The organism is Piscibacillus salipiscarius, from assembly GCF_042685285.1.
GTDB classification, from domain to species: domain Bacteria; phylum Bacillota; class Bacilli; order Bacillales; family Alkalibacillaceae; genus Piscibacillus; species Piscibacillus salipiscarius.
Genome location: NZ_JBHUMZ010000011.1, coordinates 135,029 through 154,862, shown reverse-complemented (window position 1 = coordinate 154,862; position 19,834 = coordinate 135,029). Strand labels below are relative to the sequence as shown.

Genomic DNA, 19,834 nt, shown 5'->3' with positions numbered 1-19,834 from the left:
TTATGTGTTTTGCAACTATTTTTTCGTTGCACTAATCAGATACCCGCTTCAAACAGAGCCAAAACACATGTTACTGATTTGTAAATAAAGTAATGTTTTGGTTAATTTAAAAGAATCTTTAGTCCTATATAAATAAGGATTTAATCATTCTAATAGTTGGAATATACTACTAAAAACCGAAATAACTTTACAATAACTTTTCAAAATATAAAAAGAAACACCAATTTAAACCGAATTGGATTAAAATTGATGTTTTATTCTATAAAAAGTTTAATTAACTTCTAAACTTACCTCGCCTACACCTTCAAAATGAACATTATAATGACCCTTCTTTAGTTGCTGGGGCATCATAAATGTTCCTGATGAAATAACCATACCAGACTGTAATGTCTCACCTGTTTTAGCTAATTGTTGAGCTAACCATTTAACAGCATAAACCGGGTTTCCCAGCACTTCACTTGAATGGCCAGTCGCAATGAGTTCATTGTTTAAAGTTACTGATACATTAATTGAATTTAATTGTTCAAAGGTTAAATCATGTTTGTGCTCACCAACCACTACTTTCCCTGCAACTGCTCGATCAGTTACAATTTGATTCAAAGATAAATGAGGGAACCAATCTTCGTACCGGGAATCTGGAATTTCAATACCTGGAGCGACTTGGGTTTTCCTTATTATATCCATCTCATCATCTTCAGGATGAATATCCTCTTTAACCAAAAACATAAGTTCCACTTCTATTAATGGTTCAGACATATGCTCTAATTGTAATTGGCCGCCAATCACGGAGTCTTCCGTAAGTGCGCCATATAGAGGTTCCTCTGCATCAAATAAATCCTGCGTTTCTTTACTAGTCAGGCTGATTTTATAGCCTTTTAAATGATTATGGTTTTGAGTTTCTAATTTAATAAGTTTACTCTGAAACTGGTAAGCTTCATCTAGTGATTGTGCTACCTCTATAGATTTATGTAGTCTTGGACCGCCTTGGTGAGCACGTGTTAATTGATCTAAATAACTCATTAAAATCACTCCCTTTAAAGCACCACTTAGTTACTTTAAAATTTTTAACCTGTATTCTACTCCTCAAAATAGTCCAAATCAACCTTTATCATCAAAATATTTTAAAAATTCAAATAAAAACGCTTACATTTAGAAAAAGGGGTTGAAATCCTGTCAAACCTGTATTATCATTTTTATTAAAATTTTCAGATAATAAGGAGATGACAACATGGAAAATCGTACACTACGCGTATTTAAAACAATGTCCTATCGTGAGAAACCAAACAGTGAAGAGCTTGCTTTTGGCCGAACATTTACTGACCACATGTTTGTAATGGACTATTCAGATGCAGAAGGCTGGCACGATGCCAAAATTGTTCCTTATGAACCACTTAAAATCGATCCGGCTGCCATGGTATTTCATTATGGTCAATCCGTATTTGAAGGACTCAAAGCCTACCTTAATCCTCAAGGTGAACCTCTTCTTTTCCGCCCACGGAAAAATATTGCAAGATTAAACCGCTCAAACGAACGTTTATGTATCCCGACACTTGATGAAGACTTTTTGCTACATGCCTTAAAACAACTGATTTATATTGAGAAAGAATGGATTCCAAAAGCTGATGGTACATCTCTTTATATTCGCCCAATGATTATATCAACGGAACCATTTTTAGGAGTTGCACCATCTAAAGAATATAAATTGGTAATTATTCTATCTCCTGTTGGTGCTTACTATAAAGAGGGAATCAATCCAATAAAAATCGCGGTGGAAAATGACTTTGTTCGTGCTGTACGTGGGGGTACTGGTGAAGCGAAAACGGGCGGAAACTATGCATCTAGTTTGAAGGCGCAGGAAGTTGCCGGTAAGGAAGGCTACTCTCAGGTACTTTGGTTAGACGGCGTTGAAAAGAGGTACATTGAAGAAGTTGGTAGCATGAATGTATTTTTTAAGATTGGAGATGAAGTTGTAACTCCTGAACTTAATGGAAGTATTTTAAGTGGTATAACGCGAAGTTCAGTTATTCAATTGTTAAAACATTGGGGAATTAGTGTACGCGAGAGCAAGATCACAATCGACGAGCTTTATCAAGAGTATCAAAAGGGAAATGTTGAAGAGGTGTTTGGTTCTGGTACTGCCGCTGTCATCTCTCCGATTGGGCAGTTAGACTGGAACGATCATAAAATGTTTTTTAATAATGGTCAAACTGGTAAGCTCTCTAAAGAACTTTATGAAACATTAACAGGTATTCAATATGGCCGTCTCAATGATCCATTTAATTGGATTGAGAAAGTGGCAACTCAGCAAACCATGAACAAAGTAGGTTAAGGCACAGGCCTTAACCTACTTTATTTTAATGTTATAGTGCCTCATCCAGTAATCTATCTGACAAAGATGCGCGATTAATTGCGGCCCTTGCATAAGCTGACCGTACCAAGGCTCTTTAAACAGGTTACCATTTGATTCGAGCAGCTTTTGAACCTGGTTTTTCGACAAGATTTCAAATAAGCAACTATTAGGGTCGTTTAAGATGTCCTTCATCCAATTCATAACTAGTTTCTCGTATTGTGGCTGGAACGTTTTGGGGTACGGATTCTTTTTTCGATATAAAATGTCATGTGGTAAAATACCCTCTAAGGCCTTACGGAGCAGACCTTTTTCTAATCCACCAGCATTTTTCATCTCCCAAGGAACGTTCCAAACATATTCTACTAAACGATGATCGGCAAATGGTACCCGAACTTCGAGTGTTGCTCCCATACTCATTCGATCCTTTCGATCTAGCAGCTGCGCCATAAACCATTGCATATTAAGGTAAAACATCTCTCTTCGTTTACGGTCAACCTTAGATTCCCCATCTAATATAGGCGTTTCAGTGACCGTCTCGTTGAAACGCTCTTTTACGTAATCTTTAATATTTAATTTTTTCTTCCATTCAGGTAATAGTAAATTCTCTCGATGATCTAATGAACGTATCCACGGAAAACCATCTTCTCCATTTAACTCAGGATTATGGAACCACGGATACCCACCAAAAATTTCGTCTGCACATTCTCCAGATAAACTAACAGTCGTTTCTTTTTTAATCTGATGACTGAACCAAAGAAGTGACGAGTCCACATCTGCCATTCCAGGTTGATCGCGGAGTATGACAGATTCTTTTAAAGTATCAAAGAGTTCTTGCTCGGTAATTACACAGTCCGTGTGATTCGTTTTAAATTGATTGACCATGATTTTGATAAAATCTCGGTCATTAGACGGCTGAAAAACACTCTCTTCAAAGTGTTTTTCATTTCCTTTATAATCAACAGAAAAGGTTGGCAGCTGTCCTTGATTAGTTTCCTTAAAATAATTCGCAGCGATGGCTGTAATAGCACTTGAGTCAACACCACCTGATAGAAAAGTTGAGATGGGAACATCAGACACTAACTGACGTTCTACAGCATCAACAAAAAGATGACGAACCTTTTCGACTGTTTCATCAAATGAGTCCTCGTGCTTCTCGCTTTGAACATTCCAGTAGCGCCAGGTTTTTACTCCCTGCCTTGTTACTAACATGGCGTGACCAGCACGTAGCTCGTCAATTTGAGAAAAAATTCCATGACCCGGTGTACGAGAAGGTCCTAGACCAAAAACTTCAGCGAGCCCATCTCGATCTACTACGGGTTCTATATCAGGATGCTCCAAAATAGACTTGATCTCAGAACCAAAGATTATTTTTTTACCTGCATTAGCATAAAATAACGGTTTAACGCCAAGCCGATCCCTCGCGATAAAGACTCGTTCTCGTTTCTCATCCCAAATAGCAAACGCAAAAATCCCATTTAAATAATCTAAGCAATCCGGTCCCCAGTGAACATATGCGTTAAGCAGCACTTCAGTATCACACGTAGTTTTAAACCGATAACCTCTTTTCAATAACTCTTTTCTTATGTCATTGGTATTGTATAACTCTCCATTATAAACAATTGTATAAGTATGACCGACATGCGTCACAATCATCGGCTGCCTTCCATTTTCTATGTCAATGACTGCTAAACGCCTATGGCCAAACGCGACATGTTGATTGAGAAAGTACCCTTCATCATCCGTACCACGTTTTATGAGTTGATTCGTCATTTTTTTAATCGTTTGATCATGCTCTCTTTGATTAATCCCCTCCCAATCAACCCATCCAGTTATACCGCACATATTGCCATCTCCCTTTTCGTCAAAATTGCACTTATGGATTATTATATGTAGATAGGCTTACATAGTGCTCAAATAGACGTTAATGTATTTTATTGTTAAAATGAAAATTACTCTATAAATACGTATAAAAAGTAGGTTATCTAAATGGATCAACGTTACTCAAAAGCACAATTCGCCTCAATACTCGGAATTATAGCGAATCTACTTTTAGCTATTATAAAGGGTGTCGCAGGAGTTTTAACCAATAGTAAAGCGTTAATTGCTGATGCCTTTCACTCTGCCTCAGATGTAGTTAGCTCCTTTGCCGTGTTAATCGGGATTCGAGCAGCACGTAAACCGCCGGATCCAGAACATCCATATGGTCACGGAAAGGCAGAAAACATTGCCACATTAATCGTATCTATTCTGTTAATTATTGTTGGTTTTGAAATATTACTTGATTCGGTCCAATCGATTTGGGATCGAACAACCCAACAGACAAGCATCTACGCGTTATATGTAGTCATTTTTTCTATCATCGCTAAAGAAGCCTTATTCCAGTATAAATATCGACTCGGAAATAAAATCAACAGTCCTGCGATCATTGCTGACGCATGGCATCACCGATCAGACGCCTTGTCTTCAGTCATTGCTTTAGCAGGGATTGGACTGTCAATTTTGGGCAGAGAGTATCAAATCACGTTTCTGCAATACTTTGACCCTGTTGCTGGAACGTTAATTGCTGTCTTAGTCATGTGGATGGGTTTTAAGTTAGGAAAAGATGCAGTTAACGTTACTCTTGAAACCGTTCTAGATGACGATGATACAGAGCACTTTTTCGAGTGTGTGTTAAAGGTAGATGGGGTTAAACGCGTTGACACTTTGAACGCACGCACCCACGGTTCCTACGTTATCATTGACGTTAAGATCAGCGTCGCCCCTGAAATTACCGTTGACGACGGACATGCCATTGCCGCCCGCGTCAAAGAACGACTCATGGACGACCACGAAGAAGTTCAAGACGTTTACGTACATGTGAATCCGTATCACTAAGTTGAACATGATAGGGAGCGGAAATATTCCACTCCCTACCATGTGGTTCGACTCTCTATGAACGGTTCTTCTCGTTCTATAAACGGTTGTTTTCCTTCTATGAACGTAACTTCTCATCCTATCAACGGTTGTTCTTTTTCTATGAACGTAACTTTTCATTCTATCAACGGTTGTTTCCCTCTATGAACGTATCCTCATTTTCTATAAGCGGTTTTACGCTCTCTATATAGTTATCTCCCTTATAATTTCTTACTTCTTTTTCTTCTCTTCAAATAATCAAAATCTCTTTTATAATCAAAACATAACTGGTATTTTGTATATCTTTTTGTGCCTTCTTTCTTAAGGTTTGATCTAACCAGAAGATCTCTAGTTGTACTATGTGATTGAATTTCACTGAATTCTCTAAATTCACTATTGGTAATATTTCGTTTCCCTAGCAAGAAGCTATCTTTTAGAGCCGTAAGGTATGCATCTGATGTACGAGTTTTGCATTGAGGACATTCGAAACGCTTCTTAACCATCTTCACCCCCAACACCCCACATTCAGGACAAACTATACCTTGGCGTAACGCTTTTTCATTTACCCGAAACTTCATCAAGACATCCGCAACATAATCCTGATGCTCCATCATCATTTGGTTCCCGAGCCATCTCAAGTCGCTGACGTTCAATAGTTGCGCTTTATACTGTTCTGATAGTTCTCTAATTTTGCTCGATAACTTAGGAAGGGTAACGACTTTTTCTTTATGATTTGGGGAAGCTGCCTTCAGTAAAGCTTGGGAGTTGGTCATGGTGACTAAGGTCTCAATAGGGATGGGAGGGATTCCTTTCATTTGTAGCCACATTTCAAGTTGATACTTCTGTTCTTCAACCTGCATGACTGGATCTTGGTAAACCCTGTCTTTATGCAACACTTGATCAAATTCATTAAACACAACGAGATCTCGGTAATTTTTAGCTTCGATAATTAGGAAAAACCTTGGCGTCATGAGCAAACAATCGATTTGAAAAAAGCTATGATTGTAGGGTAACCGAAGTTGATAGATTAAATCGGTGGGGAAGTTTAGTTTTGATAAGGGGTATATCAACTGACATTCACCATAGTAACCCGCGTGCTCGCGGGCAATCTGGTCCTGAACAATTGAATAACTTTCATGCTGCTGAGGAAGCCGTCGGATAAGTGACTCAAGTTGAAGTAAATAGGAAGAGACTTGTAATTCTTTTAATATCATCGTTTCATAAAAATCTCCTTTCTCACTCTCTAATTTTTATTATAAAAATCCCTACTATTAAGTCAACATAAAAATAGCCCCTTTAAAGAGGCTATTTTGAATTATTTTACTGCCGCTTTTTCACGTTGTCTTAACTCAACGCGGCGGATCTTACCTGATGTCGTTTTCGGTAAATCTTTAACAAATTCAACCTTTCGTGGATACTTATATGGTGCGGTTAGACGCTTAACATGATCTTGTAGCTCTTCAACCAAGCCGTCACGTTCCGGATTGACTTCGTCTTTTAATACGATAAAGGCTTTAACGACGGCTCCACGAACCTCATCAGGACTCGCAACAACTGCGCACTCTTGAACATCAGTGTGTTTAACCAAAGCATCTTCTACTTCAAATGGTCCAATCGTGTAACCTGAGCTGATGATTATATCATCACTACGGCCTTCAAACCAGAAGTAACCTTCTTCATCTTTCTTCGCTTGGTCACCCGTTAAGTAAAATTCACCGCGATATGCCGCTTGAGTACGCTCCGGATCTTTATAATACTCTTTAAATAATGCAGGTGTTGATTTATGAACCGCGATATCACCTACTTCATCAGCCCCAACCGGATCACCATCTTCATTAATGATCTCAACATGATTCCCTGGAGTTGGTTTACCCATTGAACCTGGACGAACTTCCATATCTCTCGTAATGCCAACTAACAGCGTATTCTCGGTCTGCCCATAACCATCGCGAACGGTTACCTCAAAATAACGTCGGAACGTATCAATCACTTCACGATTAAGTGGCTCACCTGCAGAAACCGCGCTCTTTAAACTCGAAAGATCATATTGATCAAGACCGTCTACTTTTGCCATTAAACGGTATTCAGTTGGTGTGCAGCAAAGTGCGTTCACTTTGTAGTTTTGTAAAAGCTGTAAATATTTCTTAGGTTCAAATTTACCGTTATAAACTAATCCAGTAGCTCCCGAGCCTAATATAGATAAAAACGGACTCCATAGCCATTTTGCCCAGCCTGGACCAGCCGTTGCCCAAGCAACATCTCCTTCTTCAACCCCTAACCAGTTAGATGCAGAGGTTTTAAGATGAGCATAACCCCAGCCGTGAGTATGTACAACCCCTTTTGGATTGCCGGTTGTACCAGATGTATAAGATAAAAATGCCATATCATCGCGTTTCGTATCAGCTATTTTAAACTGATCTGACGCTTTGTCCATTAGAGTCTCTAAATGTAGCCAGTCGTCATGCTCCGCTCCAACTACAAATCGCTGTAAGTCACTAACTCGGTTAACCTTCTCAAACTCTGAAACAAATGGGTAATAGCTAACCACTGCCTTAGCTTCACCATGAGTTAGGCGATAGTCAATGTCTTTCGCCCGGAGCATTTCAGAACCTGGAATGACAACCAAACCTGCCTTCAATGCTGCAATATAGATTTGATAAGCCTCGATTAATCTTGGAACAATAATTAAAACTTTATCGCCTTTCTTCAAACCATTATCTAAGAAAGCGTTTGCAATTTTATTCGCATTTTTCATTAATTCAACATAAGTAATATCTTTCCGATTACCTTGATCATCTTCCCAGAGAACCGCTTTACGACTACCTTCTGTCGCAAATTTTTCAAACTCTGAAACGATGTTGTACTGATCTGGTGCAATTAATTCTTCTCTCTTCATTCGATCCCCTCCGGTTATAATTTATTGAGCATCCGCTCAACTCGGCTCTTATTATATCAAAAATTCAGAAAAATTTAAAATGTGAAAATTTACATGCTTTATATTCCTACCTTTTTATTAAATTATGTTAAAATGAAAATTATAGAAAGGAGTAGTAAAATGAAGAATGTATACTCTACAAACCAAGCACCAGCTGCGATAGGTCCATATTCGCAAGCCGTTGAAGTTGGTGGATTACTATTTATATCTGGCCAAATTCCACTTGACCCTAGCTCAATGGAAATGGTAAGCGATGATGTTAGTAAACAAACTAGACAGGTTATGAAAAATTTAGGCGCCATTCTAAAAGAAGCCGGCTTAGATTATAAACATCTTGTCAAAACGACTATTCTATTAGATTCGATGGATGATTTTGCAACTGTTAACGACATTTATGCTAGTTTTTTAGACGAGCCTTATCCTGCCCGAGCAGCATTTGAGGTAAGTAAATTACCTAAAGGTGCAAAGGTAGAAATCGAAGCCATTGCATCCAAAGCGTAGAGCTACCTCTACGCTCTACTCTCAATTATTAGGTGGAATATTAGCCAAATGAAATCGTACATAGTAAGATGAATATAAAACACTGAATTTTCGCCTTTTACCCTACTTATTTCCTACTTTTTATACTTTCTAGCAAATTATAATCATTTTAATTTACAAATCATTATTAATAGGTTATTATATTCGTGTAATCTTTTTAAGAGGAGGAATGATTCATGGTAGACAAGAATCGTCTTACCACTTCAAGTGGTGCTCCAGTTGGTGATAACCAAAACTCTATTACCGCTGGAAGTCGTGGACCAACATTAATTCAAGATGTACATTTATTAGAAAAACTAGCTCACTTTGATCGCGAGCGTATTCCAGAGCGTGTTGTACACGCAAAAGGTGCTGGCGCTTTCGGTTACTTTGAAGTGACAAACGATGAAATTTCAAAATATACAAAAGCAGATTTCTTAAATGAAAAAGGTAAACGTACTCCTATGTTTATCCGCTTCTCAACAGTTGCTGGTGAACTAGGTTCTGCTGATACTGTACGTGACCCACGTGGTTTCGCAGTGAAATTTTATACTCAAGAAGGTAACTATGATTTAGTCGGTAACAACACACCGATCTTCTTTATTCGTGATGCGATTAAGTTCCCTGACTTTATCCATACACAAAAGCGTAATCCACAAACAAACCTAAAAGACAAAAACGCAGTTTGGGATTTCTGGTCACAATCACCAGAGTCACTACACCAAGTAACTTACTTGCATGGTGACCGTGGTATTCCTGCGACTTACCGTCACATGAACGGTTATGGTAGCCATACTTATAAGTGGGTTAACGAAGAAGGAGAAGCATTTTGGGTAAAATATCACTTTGTTAGTGATCAAGGTGTTAAAGGAATGGACGTTAACGTTGCGGATGAATTAGCAGGTACAAACCCTGACTATCATACAGAAGATCTGTTCAACGCAATCGACAAAGGTGACTATCCTTCTTGGACACTTTACGTACAAATTATCCCTTACGAAGACTATAAAACTTACAAATGGGATATTTTTGATGTTACCAAAACAGTAAGTCAAAAAGATTATCCTAGAATCGAAGTTGGTAAGATGGTACTAAACCGTAACCCTGAAAACTACTTTAACGATGTAGAGCAGGCTGCCCTATCTCCAGCACACTTAGTGCCTGGTATTGAGCCGTCTCCAGATAAGATGTTACAAGGACGCTTGTTCTCTTACTCTGATACTCAGCGTTACCGTTTAGGTGTTAACCATGAACAACTACCTGTTAACCGCCCTATTAATGAACCTAAAAACTACCAACGTGCAGGTTACATGCAAATGGGAACTGGACATGGTAGTGAACTTAACTATGAACCAAATAGATTTGAAGAAACACCTAAAGAAGACCCTTCAAACCAAGTTAATCCGTTTGATGTTGAGGGTGAAGCAGCTCAAGTATCTTACAATGAACACGACCACTTCACTCAAGCCGGTGATTTATACCGCTTAATGAGTGACGATGAGAAAACCCGTCTTGTTCAGAACGTGGTTGATCACCTAGGTCAGTGCACAATTGAAGACATTAAACTTCGCCAAATCGGCCATTTCTATAAAGCTGATTCAGAATTCGGTGAACGTCTTGCTGAAGGTTTAGGTCTTCATGTGCCAGATGAAGTAAAAGCGTAAAATGATTAGCAAATCCAGTCGCAATGTTTGCGGCTGGATTTTTTAATGTTAGTCGTCATCATCTTTACCTCACATTATAACTATACTCTAGCATATACATATTATGACAATGGTTTAGGAGGGTCAAGATGAGACATCGTTACAATCCAAATGTTCCAAACAATCCATATTACTATTATCCTTGGTATGACATTTATCAAACGTATCAGTCAGGGCGTCTACCTAACGGAAATGGATACCCTGATGTGGACCCTACAGTTTTCAAAGAATCCGCTGAGGCTTTTCGCGATTTACTTAATGATGCAAGTGGAATTCTGCAAAAGCTCTCGGAATCAGAGGACTTCGCTCATCAAGTAATGGATGCAGCACAGAAGAATGACATTGACCGAGTACGTGAACTACTTGAGTCAACAGGGATTCACAATAATGTAGAAGTTGATTATAATCCGGATGGCATCACGTTGATTATGCAAGCGAATGTGGAAGGTGCTGACTGCTGTCATTTAACGATGGATTTAAGATGGTAAAAAAGACCTGGCTGTCACGAATGCAGCCAGGTCCTTATTTACTTACTTCTACTTTACTAACTGTATAACCATTCATTTGTTTAACCACAAAAGTCACGTTCTCATATTTGATACTGTCGCCCTCTTTGAGATCGTGTTTTTCTGTTAGCAACCAGCCACCTAACGTATCAACATCAAATGCTTCAATATCTATATCAAACCAATCATTGACATCACTAATCAAAGCGCGACCTTCAACTAAATATACATTTCGTTCTAATTCCTGAATTAAATTCTCCTCTTCCTGATCAAATTCGTCTTGAATCTCACCCACGATTTCTTCTAAAATATCTTCAACAGTCACGATTCCTGATGTTCCGCCATACTCATCAACTAAAACAGCCATATGAATATGATCTTTTTGCATTTTTTTAAGTAGCTCTTCAATCGGAATCGTCTCTATTACTTTTATAACAGGTCTAATAAATGATTCAATTGTTTCACTCTCAAAATCTTTTATATCAAAAAAATTTGTCATCACCCGCTTCACATTAATCATACCTAGAATATGATCATGGTCTCCTTTAATGACAGGGTAACGAGTAAAGGTCGCATCTCGAACGCATTCAAGAAACTCTAGGATAGTCGTATCTTTTTCTAACGCCTCAATCTGCATTCTTGGCACCATAATTTCTTTTGCTAACCGATTGTCAAATTCAAAAATTCGATTCACATATTTATATTCAGCTTGATTAATTTCACCACTTTGATAGCTTTCAGACAAAATAATTCGCAGTTCTTCTTCAGAGTGTGCGATTTCGTGCTCTGAAGCTGGGCTCACGCCTACCATTCTTGTCAACAAACGAGCTGAACCATTTAGTAACCAAATGAATGGGAACATTATTTTATAAAACAAAAGAAGTGGTCTTGCTGTTAATAGTGCAATGGATTCTGTTTTTTGAATGGCCAGTGTTTTCGGTGCTAACTCTCCGATTACGACATGTAAGTACGTAATTATGGCAAAAGCTATACTGAACGAAAGTAGATGGGTTAAAGTAGATGGCAGATCAAGGTACTCAAATACAGGGTGTAGAAGCCTCTCGACTGTAGGTTCTCCAACCCACCCTAATCCAAGAGCTGTAATCGTAATACCTAATTGACAAGCAGATAAATAAGCATCAAGTTCACCGACAATTTTTTTAGCCGCAATTGCTCGTTGATCACCTTGTTCAACTAAGTGATCAATTTTGCTGCTTCGAATTTTGACAATCGCAAATTCCGAGGCAACAAAAAAAGCAGTTAAGGCTATTAATACTATAATTAAAATAATATAAACAAACGTCATAACTGACATCAACGACACCAACTTTTTAAGGACATCAACTCTATCTTACCCCACCAATCACGACTTTAACACACGTTCATTGTGGTATAATGGAACTAACAAAATGTGAAAAAAGGTGAACAAATGTGGTTTATCTATTTATTTTAGTCGGTTTTTTCGTCGTGTCGATTTTAATCCACTATATTCAAAAAGGAATAGGTGTTAGTCGCGATTACAACTTTTATATTTTTACGTTTACCATGATCTTAAGTGTACTTGCATTTGTATTAGGGTACTTTTTTGAATTTAATTATCACTTATTTTTTATGGGGTATGGGTTTCTCTTTTTCATCGGCTCTTTAATCAGTTTAGCTGTCTCATATTGGTATAAAGAATTACGCTAAAACCCGCTGTATGAATCTCTGTGAAAGCGGCCATTTGCTTGATACAAATAGTTCTCAGGTATTGCTTCTTCCATTAGAGGAAACAAGGTTCGTTCTTCTAACCTAACATGTTCATCTAATAACTCACCTAATGACCTCATCTTTTCATAGTCCGTTTCACCCTTTTCCCGCAATTCCTCTATTAAACCACGAATTTGAGCGTGTTGATATAACATATCTTTAATTAAATTCTCTTTAGGTTCACTCGCAAATTGTAAGTATAATGGCACCAACACTTCTTCTTCATCTCTAAAATGATCACGGCCATCTTTTATCCAGAAATCAATCATATCACGGACTAATTGTTTATAAGTTTTTGAACTCTGCTCCGTACCTGCTCGTTTCATCTCTAACGCCATGACTAATGCATGATGATGGTGGTGGGATAACGGATTCAACGCTTCATGCCTTTTCATCAACATTCACCCCTTTAATTTTATATAGCCCCTACCTTTTAGATAGAGGCTATATATATTTATTCTTTATTCAAACTTAGACTTCCTTTTTGTTTTTAAAACTTACCAAAACTTAAATCCCTTAGATCCTGGAGGTGCATTTTGAATAATATCAATAACTGGAATGGTATAAGCAAACAAAATTAATGCGAAGGCAATTCCTACCCATACCTTCCAATTCTCTAAAATGGCAGGTGGTTGTAAGGATTCATCTGCCTCAACACCAATTGGGAATTCTTCCTGGCCTTTTGGTGCAAAAAACGATAAATTAATCATTAAGATTAAATATAGAATTAGAGAGATGAAAAGCAGTGATCCACCAATAGCCATTCCTGTCTCATAAGCGCCCCAGGTTGATGCGACCGGGTGGTCAAAATAGGTTGTCACTTGTGTTCTTCTTGGATTTCCTAATAATCCAGAGAAATGCATCGCACCTGACATAATTAACATTCCAACAACCCATAGAATGGTTTGATAAATAGCAATCCCATTAAGCTGTTTTGTAAGAACTCTGCCTTTTAGATATGGAACGAGCCAATAACTTATTCCGAAAAAGGTTAAGGCGACCGTTGCCCCAATTGTTAAATGGAAATGACCCGTAACCCAAATCGTGTTATGAACAACTTGGTTTAACTGGTTACTAGCGTTGATAATTCCACCAGCTCCAGCCGGTATGAAAATAAGCATTCCCATAAATGGAGCAAAAAATCTAACGTCTTTCCATGGAAGTTTTTTAAACCACCCAAATAATCCTTTACCACCTAAGCTTCTTCCTCTCATTTCAAAGGTAGCAAAAAGTGCGAATGCTGTCATCAATGATGGAATAATAACAGCAAATGTTAAGACGACTTGGATGAACTTCCACTCGTGACTAATTCCAGGCTCAAGTAGTTGGTGGTGAAAACCTACCGGGATTGAGAATAAAATAAACAGTAAGAACGCTAATCTTGCTAGTGAGTCACTGAAAATTTTTCCACCGATGATTTTCGGGACCATGACATACCATGCCATGTAAGCTGGAAGTAACCAGAAATAGACTAACGGGTGACCAAAATACCAAAATAAAGTCCGGCTTAATGCAATGTTGATCTCATCTACCCACCCAAATGACCATGGAATGAATTGAAGAACGACTGTTGCAACGACGCCAATAGTTGCGATTAACCAGAGTACTAATGTTGCTACTGCCATAAAAGCTAGTAGCGGACTAGTTTTGCCTTTGTTTTCTCTTCTCCAGAGATTATATTGACGAATAATAGCAAATGATCCGAAATAAGTTCCAACAATAATTAAAGCTAATGCAATATAGAATAGTGGATGCGCTTCAAGTGGTGCGTAAAACGTATAAAGCACAGTCGCTTCACCAAGCATAATCATAATGACACCAAGCACCATACCAATAGCCATCATCCAGTAGCCGATCCATGCTGCCCGTCTTCTCCCATTACTAAAAGCGCCGGTCGTTTTAATTACACTAGCGTATAAAAATCCAAAGATAAAAAAAGTAGTAAATACAATTGCCATTAGAACCCCGTGGGCTGTTAAGATTTGATAGTAATTGATTGAATTAGGTAATGTAATCATTTCACTTCTGACTAATGTTTGAAGTAATCCGAACAGTCCTCCGACTGCAATTGCAAAAAAAGCGATATAAAAGTGAGCCATACTTAACTTGCGATCTAATATATTCATCTACTTCACCTCCAGTTGGGCACTCATCACGTGGTGGCCAGTTCCACAATATTCGTTACATAAAATGAGGTATTCACCTTTTTCATTAAACTTATAAGTCATAGAGTTCACGTGCCCTGGTGTGACCATCATATTAACCCTTGTTCCTGCTATTTCAAAGCCATGTACAACATCCACAGACGTTACAATGAATTTTACGGTTGCACCTTGTGGAATTTCAACTTTATTTGGTGTAAACCCAAATGACTGAAGCACCATCACTAATTCGTATTCGTTGTCCCCAATTTGTTTTAACCCTGGTTCATCAAACGGAGGCGTATCGTGAACTTTTTCAGGGTCAATTTTTGTTAAATCACTCGGCGGTGCATGACCAGAAGCAAATGCCTGATAGCCTACTGTCGATAAAAAGGCAATTAACGTTAATACACCGATTATAAGCCAAACCCTTTCTAACTTGTGCATGTGCATATAAATCCCCCCTTAGAATTAACGCGTAATGAAAAGATAATAAATAAACAGCCAAGATCCGACTATAAATGCCCCAACTAATAACACAGAAACGAAAGCGCCATACAATTTCTCGTGGTCATGTTTTAAATTCTTCATCGGCAGCCCTCCTTATCTCTATTTCTACTTTTATCTTATTGGTAAAAACATCTAAAGTTTGTGATTCAAATCACAAATCTGAAATAAATTGTTGACGTTTTTGTGAAATATTTCACATTTAATCCAAAATAAAAACGCCATAATGAATGGCGCTAATGAATCCAATAGGTTTTAAGTTTTTCAATGTCTAATATATGTATTTCTTTACGATTGTAAGTTATAATATCTTCTTTCTTCAGTCGATTAAATGCTCGGTTAACTGTCTCACGAGACACCCCAATCATGCTCGCTAATTCTGAATTTGTGATCGGTAATTGTAAATAAATCTCGCCTGTCGATTTCTTCACGCCTAGTTCATTTGTGAATCTAATAAGTTCCATCACAATACGGTGAAACACATCCTGCGTCTGCATCGATTGAAGGCGTTCTTGAAGCTCTAACAGCTTCTTACCAATCACTCTCATTACTTTGATTGCCATACCTGGCTTTTCCATTAATAACAGCTCAAATTCTTCAATTGGCACACATACAACCTTCGCCTCTGTTAAAGTAATAGCAGTAGCAGGATAAGGCGTTTCATCAAAAAAACCTACATGAGGAAACATTTCATCTGAATGTAAAACATTGACGATTTGCTCAGTCCCTTCCTGGTCCACCTTAAACACTTTAATTAAACCCGTTCGTATAAAATAAACAGAATGACGCTGGTCATTTTGACGAAACAACGTGGTTCCTTTCTCAAGATTACGCTCAATTGAAATCTGTCTTAATCTAGTTAGTTCTTCTTCAGTGAGTTCTGTAAAAATCGGAAACTGTCTAAAAAAAGCTTCTGAACGAAACACCAAACTCCTCCTAACGTTTAAGCTTTCGTAACTGTTTTAACCAATCAAATCGGGTCGGTAAGCTCCACCCATAAATAACGGATAACATCCTTAGCGATACAATTCCAACAATGAGTAGAATGTATTGCCACATGGTATCAGCAACACCAAAACCAATCGCCATTGCACCGATGACTGCCCACATCGCATAGATCTCTTGATGCAGAACAAGTGGTTTTCTACCTGCTAATAAATCGCGAATCATGCCCCCACCTGTCCCTGTTAAAACGCCACCTACAATCACAGCACTCATCGGATAACCAGCCATAACGGCAAATAATGCCCCTTGTACTGCAAAGGTGGCAAGACCAATCGCATCGAAAAACACTCCCCACAATCTTTTAAAACCTAACACCCAATGAAATGGAATGAAAAATAAAAGTGTCATGGTAATAAATGCGACCGTAAAAAGCATACTTTGATTCCATATATCAGAAATAGGCAAATCCAGTAAAAGATTTCTAAACGTCCCGCCACCAAATGCCGTTACGAACCCTAATAGATAAACTCCGAATAAATCATATTCTTCTTCTAAGGCCACAATGGCACCACTAATCGCAAATGCCATCGTACCAATAATATTTAAAATATCCCAGGTCATCTTTGCACCCCCACTTGGTACAAAACTATCATAACAAAATATATCTTGTTTGATATACGAAAAATTACTTATTAAATTGAATTTTTCCTCATAAAATTATAAATTTCCTTATAAATTTGAATAATTTCCCTCATAAAAAATACCACGCAAAAACGCGTGGCATATAAATTCACTTTTTTAGCATCCTTCGCATTGTATTCATCGTATTTAAATGAAGTGCCTCGTGGGCCGCGAAGAATTCTAATGCCTCTCCTAACGTTTGCATACCTATAAATTCCTCTGGTAGCTCCATGTCTAACTTCCCATTTACACGCTCTTCAACTTCATCTAATTGCTGCTCAAGCACTTTTAAAATTTCCTCTTTAGAAGGTGGTGAAGTCGTCCATTCAGAAGGACTTGTACCTCGGTCGAACATATCTTGATAAATTTTTGGGACGCGAGGCTCATCATTTAAGACCCAACACAACTTCGAATCCAAGTTTGCTGCCAAATGACCTGCATTCCAGCGAATGTTGTTCCGAAATGGTTTTGGGACTTCATCAAATCGTTCTTCAGGTATACGCTCGACGAGTCCAATCACCCAACTTCTCCATAATTTAAAATGTTTAATGACCGACTCTTCAGTTAGTGCTACTTTTACATTCATGCACTCACTCCTTTTTAATTCATTATTCTATACAAATATAAATATCCCTTCTTAACACATAAAAAACTGCCCCTTTTCAAAAAGGGACAGCTCTGAATGTTAGTCTAATATTCGATTATTCTCATCGACATTACTGATGCGGTTTTCCTCCCGGCTCTCATAATCCGAGACATATCCATCTCCGCCGCAGACTGTACAAGTGTAATGCCATTCCTCATCATCCATTAATAGGCCGCTACCTTCACAAGCTTTACATCTGTGCTCTTGTGATCCCATTTATACCCCACTTTCTTGTTGTTTATTCTTGATCCAATTAATCACTCCACCTTCTAATATTATGTCCAGATGTCTGCTTGTTAATCCGTGTTTCACTCGGATTTTCTCATCTTTACCTTTTATTCCAATTTCAAATTCATTATCATTTTGAATTTTATCCCTTACGCTTTCAAACACGAGCACGTCACCATTTTCAAGCTTTTCATAATCTTGTTCATCAACAAATTGAATAGGTAGCACCCCAAAATTAATTAAATTTTGTAAGTGAATACGCGCGAAGTCTTTAACTAGAACAGCTTTTAATCCTAAGAAACGCGGAGCTAAAGCTGCGTGCTCACGTGAAGAACCTTGACCGTAGTTGTGACCAGCTACGACTGCGTGCCCACCTTCATCTTTTTGTTTCATTGCCCGTTCATAATAGGTGTCATCTACAATTTCGAAAGTGAAAGTACTAATTCTTTGTAGATTACTACGATATGGTAGGACGCGTGAACCACCAGCTAAAATCTCATCTGTAGAAATGTTATCACCCATTTTAAGTAATACAGGTACTTCGAAATTATCTTCGATTGGGGATAAATCAGGGATTGATTTAATGTTAGGCCCTTTTTCAAGCTCTACATTTAAACCTTCAGCTGGATCAATTGGTTCTTCTAACATACCTTGTTCTTTATCGAAATTCACTTTAGGTTCTTTAATTGTTGGATAATCCATTTCAAGAGTCCTAGGGTCGGTAATAACACCTGTTAAAGCTGACGCGGCAGCAGTTTCAGGACTACATAAGAACACGCTATCTTCTTTAGTACCCGAGCGACCTGGGAAGTTACGTGGTGTTGTTCTTAAACTGTTTCGACCTGATGCAGGCGCTTGCCCCATTCCGATACAACCGTTACATCCAGCTTGGTGCAGACGGCCACCTGCACTAAGTAAACTTGCAATATGACCTTCTTCAACTAGTTGAGTTAGAATCTGACGAGAAGAAGGGTTAATATCGTAGGATACACCGTTTGCGATTTGCTTACCTTTCACGATTTCAGCTGCAATGGCAAAATCACGATAACCAGGGTTCGCCGAAGAACCAATATAAGATTGATAAATAGACTCTCCAGCAACTTCACTCACAGGTACGACATTACCCGGGCTAGATGGTTTAGCAATTAGAGGCTCTAATGATGATAAATCAATCTCATCGTGTAAATCATATGTGGCTCCGCGATCTGCCGTAAGCTCCTGCCAATCGTCTTCGCGTCCTTGTTGTTTCAAGAAACGCTTAACTTCTTTATCAGATGGGAACACGGTAGCAGTTGCTCCGAGCTCAGCTCCCATATTCGCAATAACGTGTCGGTCCATCGCTGATAAATCTTTTAAACCAGGACCATAGTACTCAATAATCTTTCCTACGCCACCTTTAACATCGTGACGGCGAAGCATTTCTAAAATAACATCTTTAGCGCTTACCCAATCAGGTAGTTTACCTGTTAGCTTCACACCCCAGACTTCAGGCATTTTCACATAAAATGGTTCTCCTGCAATAGCCATGGCAACATCAATACCACCAGCTCCCATAGCTAACATACCCATACAACCATTAGCACACGTGTGACTGTCTGAGCCTAATAATGTGCGACCTGGCATACATAACTTTTGCATATGGACAGGGTGACTTACACCGTTACCAGGACGACTGAAATAAAGTCCAAACTTTTTAGCTGCACTACGTAAAAATAGGTGGTCATCAGGGTTACGGTGATCTGATTGAATTAAGTTATGGTCTACATATTGAGCTGAGGCTTCTGTTTTTGCTCGATCCACGCCCATTGCTTCTAACTCAAGCATCACCATAGTTCCTGTTGCGTCCTGAGTTAATGTTTGATCAATTTTTAAACCAATTTCCGTACCTGGTTTCATTTCACCTGAAACTAGATGTTCTTTAATTAACTTCTGAGCTACATTCAATTTCATTTGAAAACTCCTTTCCAAATTATCCGTACATATCCACGTTTTATAAACGCTTCTATGTAAAATTTACCCATAAACAAGATCA

The 19,834-nt window shown here is 38.4% G+C and carries 20 protein-coding genes; 6 read left to right on the top strand and 14 right to left on the bottom strand.

The window, feature by feature from the left end; all coding sequences use genetic code 11:
- Positions 1-270: 270 nt before the first annotated feature.
- Positions 271-1,020, bottom strand: a complete 750-nt coding sequence (locus ACFSW4_RS03610) for a 2-keto-4-pentenoate hydratase (protein ID WP_377327496.1) — start codon at positions 1,018-1,020, stop codon at positions 271-273.
- A gap of 208 nt (positions 1,021-1,228) precedes the next feature.
- Between ACFSW4_RS03610 and ACFSW4_RS03605 the strand changes: the two genes are divergently transcribed.
- Positions 1,229-2,329 carry a branched-chain amino acid aminotransferase gene (locus ACFSW4_RS03605; protein WP_377327494.1) on the top strand — a complete coding sequence of 367 codons (1,101 nt, stop codon included), beginning with the start codon at positions 1,229-1,231 and terminating at the stop codon, positions 2,327-2,329.
- A gap of 15 nt (positions 2,330-2,344) precedes the next feature.
- Here ACFSW4_RS03605 and asnB read toward each other — a convergent pair whose 3' ends face one another.
- On the bottom strand, positions 2,345-4,192 hold the full coding sequence (asnB, locus tag ACFSW4_RS03600) for an asparagine synthase (glutamine-hydrolyzing) (RefSeq protein ID WP_377327492.1): 1,848 nt from the start codon (positions 4,190-4,192) through the stop codon (positions 2,345-2,347).
- 144 nt (positions 4,193-4,336) lie between these two features.
- On the opposite strand from asnB, the gene ACFSW4_RS03595 reads away from it, so the two are divergent.
- Positions 4,337-5,224, top strand: a complete 888-nt coding sequence (locus ACFSW4_RS03595; RefSeq protein ID WP_377327490.1) for a cation diffusion facilitator family transporter — start codon at positions 4,337-4,339, stop codon at positions 5,222-5,224.
- 239 nt (positions 5,225-5,463) lie between these two features.
- Here the strand turns inward: ACFSW4_RS03595 and ACFSW4_RS03590 are convergent, their stop codons facing one another.
- Positions 5,464-6,456 (bottom strand): nuclease-related domain-containing protein, encoded by a 993-nt coding sequence (locus ACFSW4_RS03590; RefSeq protein ID WP_377327488.1) that lies wholly within the window; start codon positions 6,454-6,456, stop codon positions 5,464-5,466.
- A gap of 101 nt (positions 6,457-6,557) precedes the next feature.
- Positions 6,558-8,138, bottom strand: coding sequence for an acyl-CoA synthetase MbcS (mbcS, locus tag ACFSW4_RS03585; protein ID WP_377327486.1), 1,581 nt, complete (start codon positions 8,136-8,138; stop codon positions 6,558-6,560).
- Positions 8,139-8,297: 159 nt separating this feature from the next.
- Here mbcS and ACFSW4_RS03580 point away from each other — a divergent pair, with 159 nt between their 5' ends.
- The 3 genes from ACFSW4_RS03580 (at position 8,298) to ACFSW4_RS03570 (ending at position 10,887) form a co-directional block, all read left to right on the top strand.
- The gene (locus ACFSW4_RS03580) at positions 8,298-8,678 is read left to right on the top strand and encodes a RidA family protein (RefSeq protein ID WP_054752012.1); all 381 of its coding nucleotides are present in this window, start codon (positions 8,298-8,300) and stop codon (positions 8,676-8,678) included.
- Positions 8,679-8,893: 215 nt separating this feature from the next.
- On the top strand, positions 8,894-10,360 hold the full coding sequence (locus ACFSW4_RS03575; protein ID WP_377327484.1) for a catalase: 1,467 nt from the start codon (positions 8,894-8,896) through the stop codon (positions 10,358-10,360).
- A gap of 128 nt (positions 10,361-10,488) precedes the next feature.
- Positions 10,489-10,887, top strand: a complete 399-nt coding sequence (locus ACFSW4_RS03570) for a hypothetical protein (RefSeq protein WP_054752014.1) — start codon at positions 10,489-10,491, stop codon at positions 10,885-10,887.
- Between the two features lie 34 nt (positions 10,888-10,921).
- Here ACFSW4_RS03570 and ACFSW4_RS03565 read toward each other — a convergent pair whose 3' ends face one another.
- The gene (locus ACFSW4_RS03565) at positions 10,922-12,211 is read right to left on the bottom strand and encodes a hemolysin family protein (RefSeq protein WP_377327576.1); all 1,290 of its coding nucleotides are present in this window, start codon (positions 12,209-12,211) and stop codon (positions 10,922-10,924) included.
- A 125-nt stretch (positions 12,212-12,336) separates the two neighbouring features.
- On the opposite strand from ACFSW4_RS03565, the gene ACFSW4_RS03560 reads away from it, so the two are divergent.
- Positions 12,337-12,594 (top strand): hypothetical protein, encoded by a 258-nt coding sequence (locus ACFSW4_RS03560; RefSeq protein ID WP_377327482.1) that lies wholly within the window; start codon positions 12,337-12,339, stop codon positions 12,592-12,594.
- On the opposite strand, the gene ACFSW4_RS03555 is transcribed toward ACFSW4_RS03560, so the two are convergent.
- The 9 genes from ACFSW4_RS03555 to ACFSW4_RS03515 all read right to left on the bottom strand — a co-directional run bounded on the left by ACFSW4_RS03555 (position 12,591) and on the right by ACFSW4_RS03515 (position 19,752).
- Positions 12,591-13,049, bottom strand: a complete 459-nt coding sequence (locus ACFSW4_RS03555) for a hemerythrin domain-containing protein (RefSeq protein WP_377327480.1) — start codon at positions 13,047-13,049, stop codon at positions 12,591-12,593. The two genes, ACFSW4_RS03560 and ACFSW4_RS03555, sit on opposite strands and share 4 nt — an antisense overlap.
- Before the next feature lie 102 nt (positions 13,050-13,151).
- A complete protein-coding gene (locus ACFSW4_RS03550) occupies positions 13,152-14,780 on the bottom strand; it encodes a b(o/a)3-type cytochrome-c oxidase subunit 1 (RefSeq protein WP_377327478.1) in 1,629 nt (542 codons plus the stop codon).
- Positions 14,781-15,248: a cytochrome c oxidase subunit II gene (locus ACFSW4_RS03545; protein WP_377327476.1), complete on the bottom strand. Its 468-nt coding sequence runs from the start codon at positions 15,246-15,248 to the stop codon at positions 14,781-14,783.
- 18 nt (positions 15,249-15,266) lie between these two features.
- Positions 15,267-15,386 carry a cytochrome c oxidase subunit 2A gene (locus ACFSW4_RS03540; protein WP_279401298.1) on the bottom strand — a complete coding sequence of 40 codons (120 nt, stop codon included), beginning with the start codon at positions 15,384-15,386 and terminating at the stop codon, positions 15,267-15,269.
- Between the two features lie 152 nt (positions 15,387-15,538).
- On the bottom strand, positions 15,539-16,228 hold the full coding sequence (locus tag ACFSW4_RS03535; protein ID WP_377327474.1) for a Crp/Fnr family transcriptional regulator: 690 nt from the start codon (positions 16,226-16,228) through the stop codon (positions 15,539-15,541).
- 10 nt (positions 16,229-16,238) lie between these two features.
- The gene (locus ACFSW4_RS03530; protein WP_054752020.1) at positions 16,239-16,868 is read right to left on the bottom strand and encodes a trimeric intracellular cation channel family protein; all 630 of its coding nucleotides are present in this window, start codon (positions 16,866-16,868) and stop codon (positions 16,239-16,241) included.
- A gap of 169 nt (positions 16,869-17,037) precedes the next feature.
- Positions 17,038-17,514, bottom strand: coding sequence for a DinB family protein (locus ACFSW4_RS03525; RefSeq protein WP_054752022.1), 477 nt, complete (start codon positions 17,512-17,514; stop codon positions 17,038-17,040).
- 99 nt (positions 17,515-17,613) lie between these two features.
- A complete protein-coding gene (locus ACFSW4_RS03520; protein ID WP_279401299.1) occupies positions 17,614-17,790 on the bottom strand; it encodes a hypothetical protein in 177 nt (58 codons plus the stop codon).
- Positions 17,791-19,752, bottom strand: coding sequence for an aconitate hydratase (locus ACFSW4_RS03515; protein WP_377327472.1), 1,962 nt, complete (start codon positions 19,750-19,752; stop codon positions 17,791-17,793). It lies immediately after the preceding gene.
- Between the last annotated feature and the right edge of the window lie 82 nt (positions 19,753-19,834).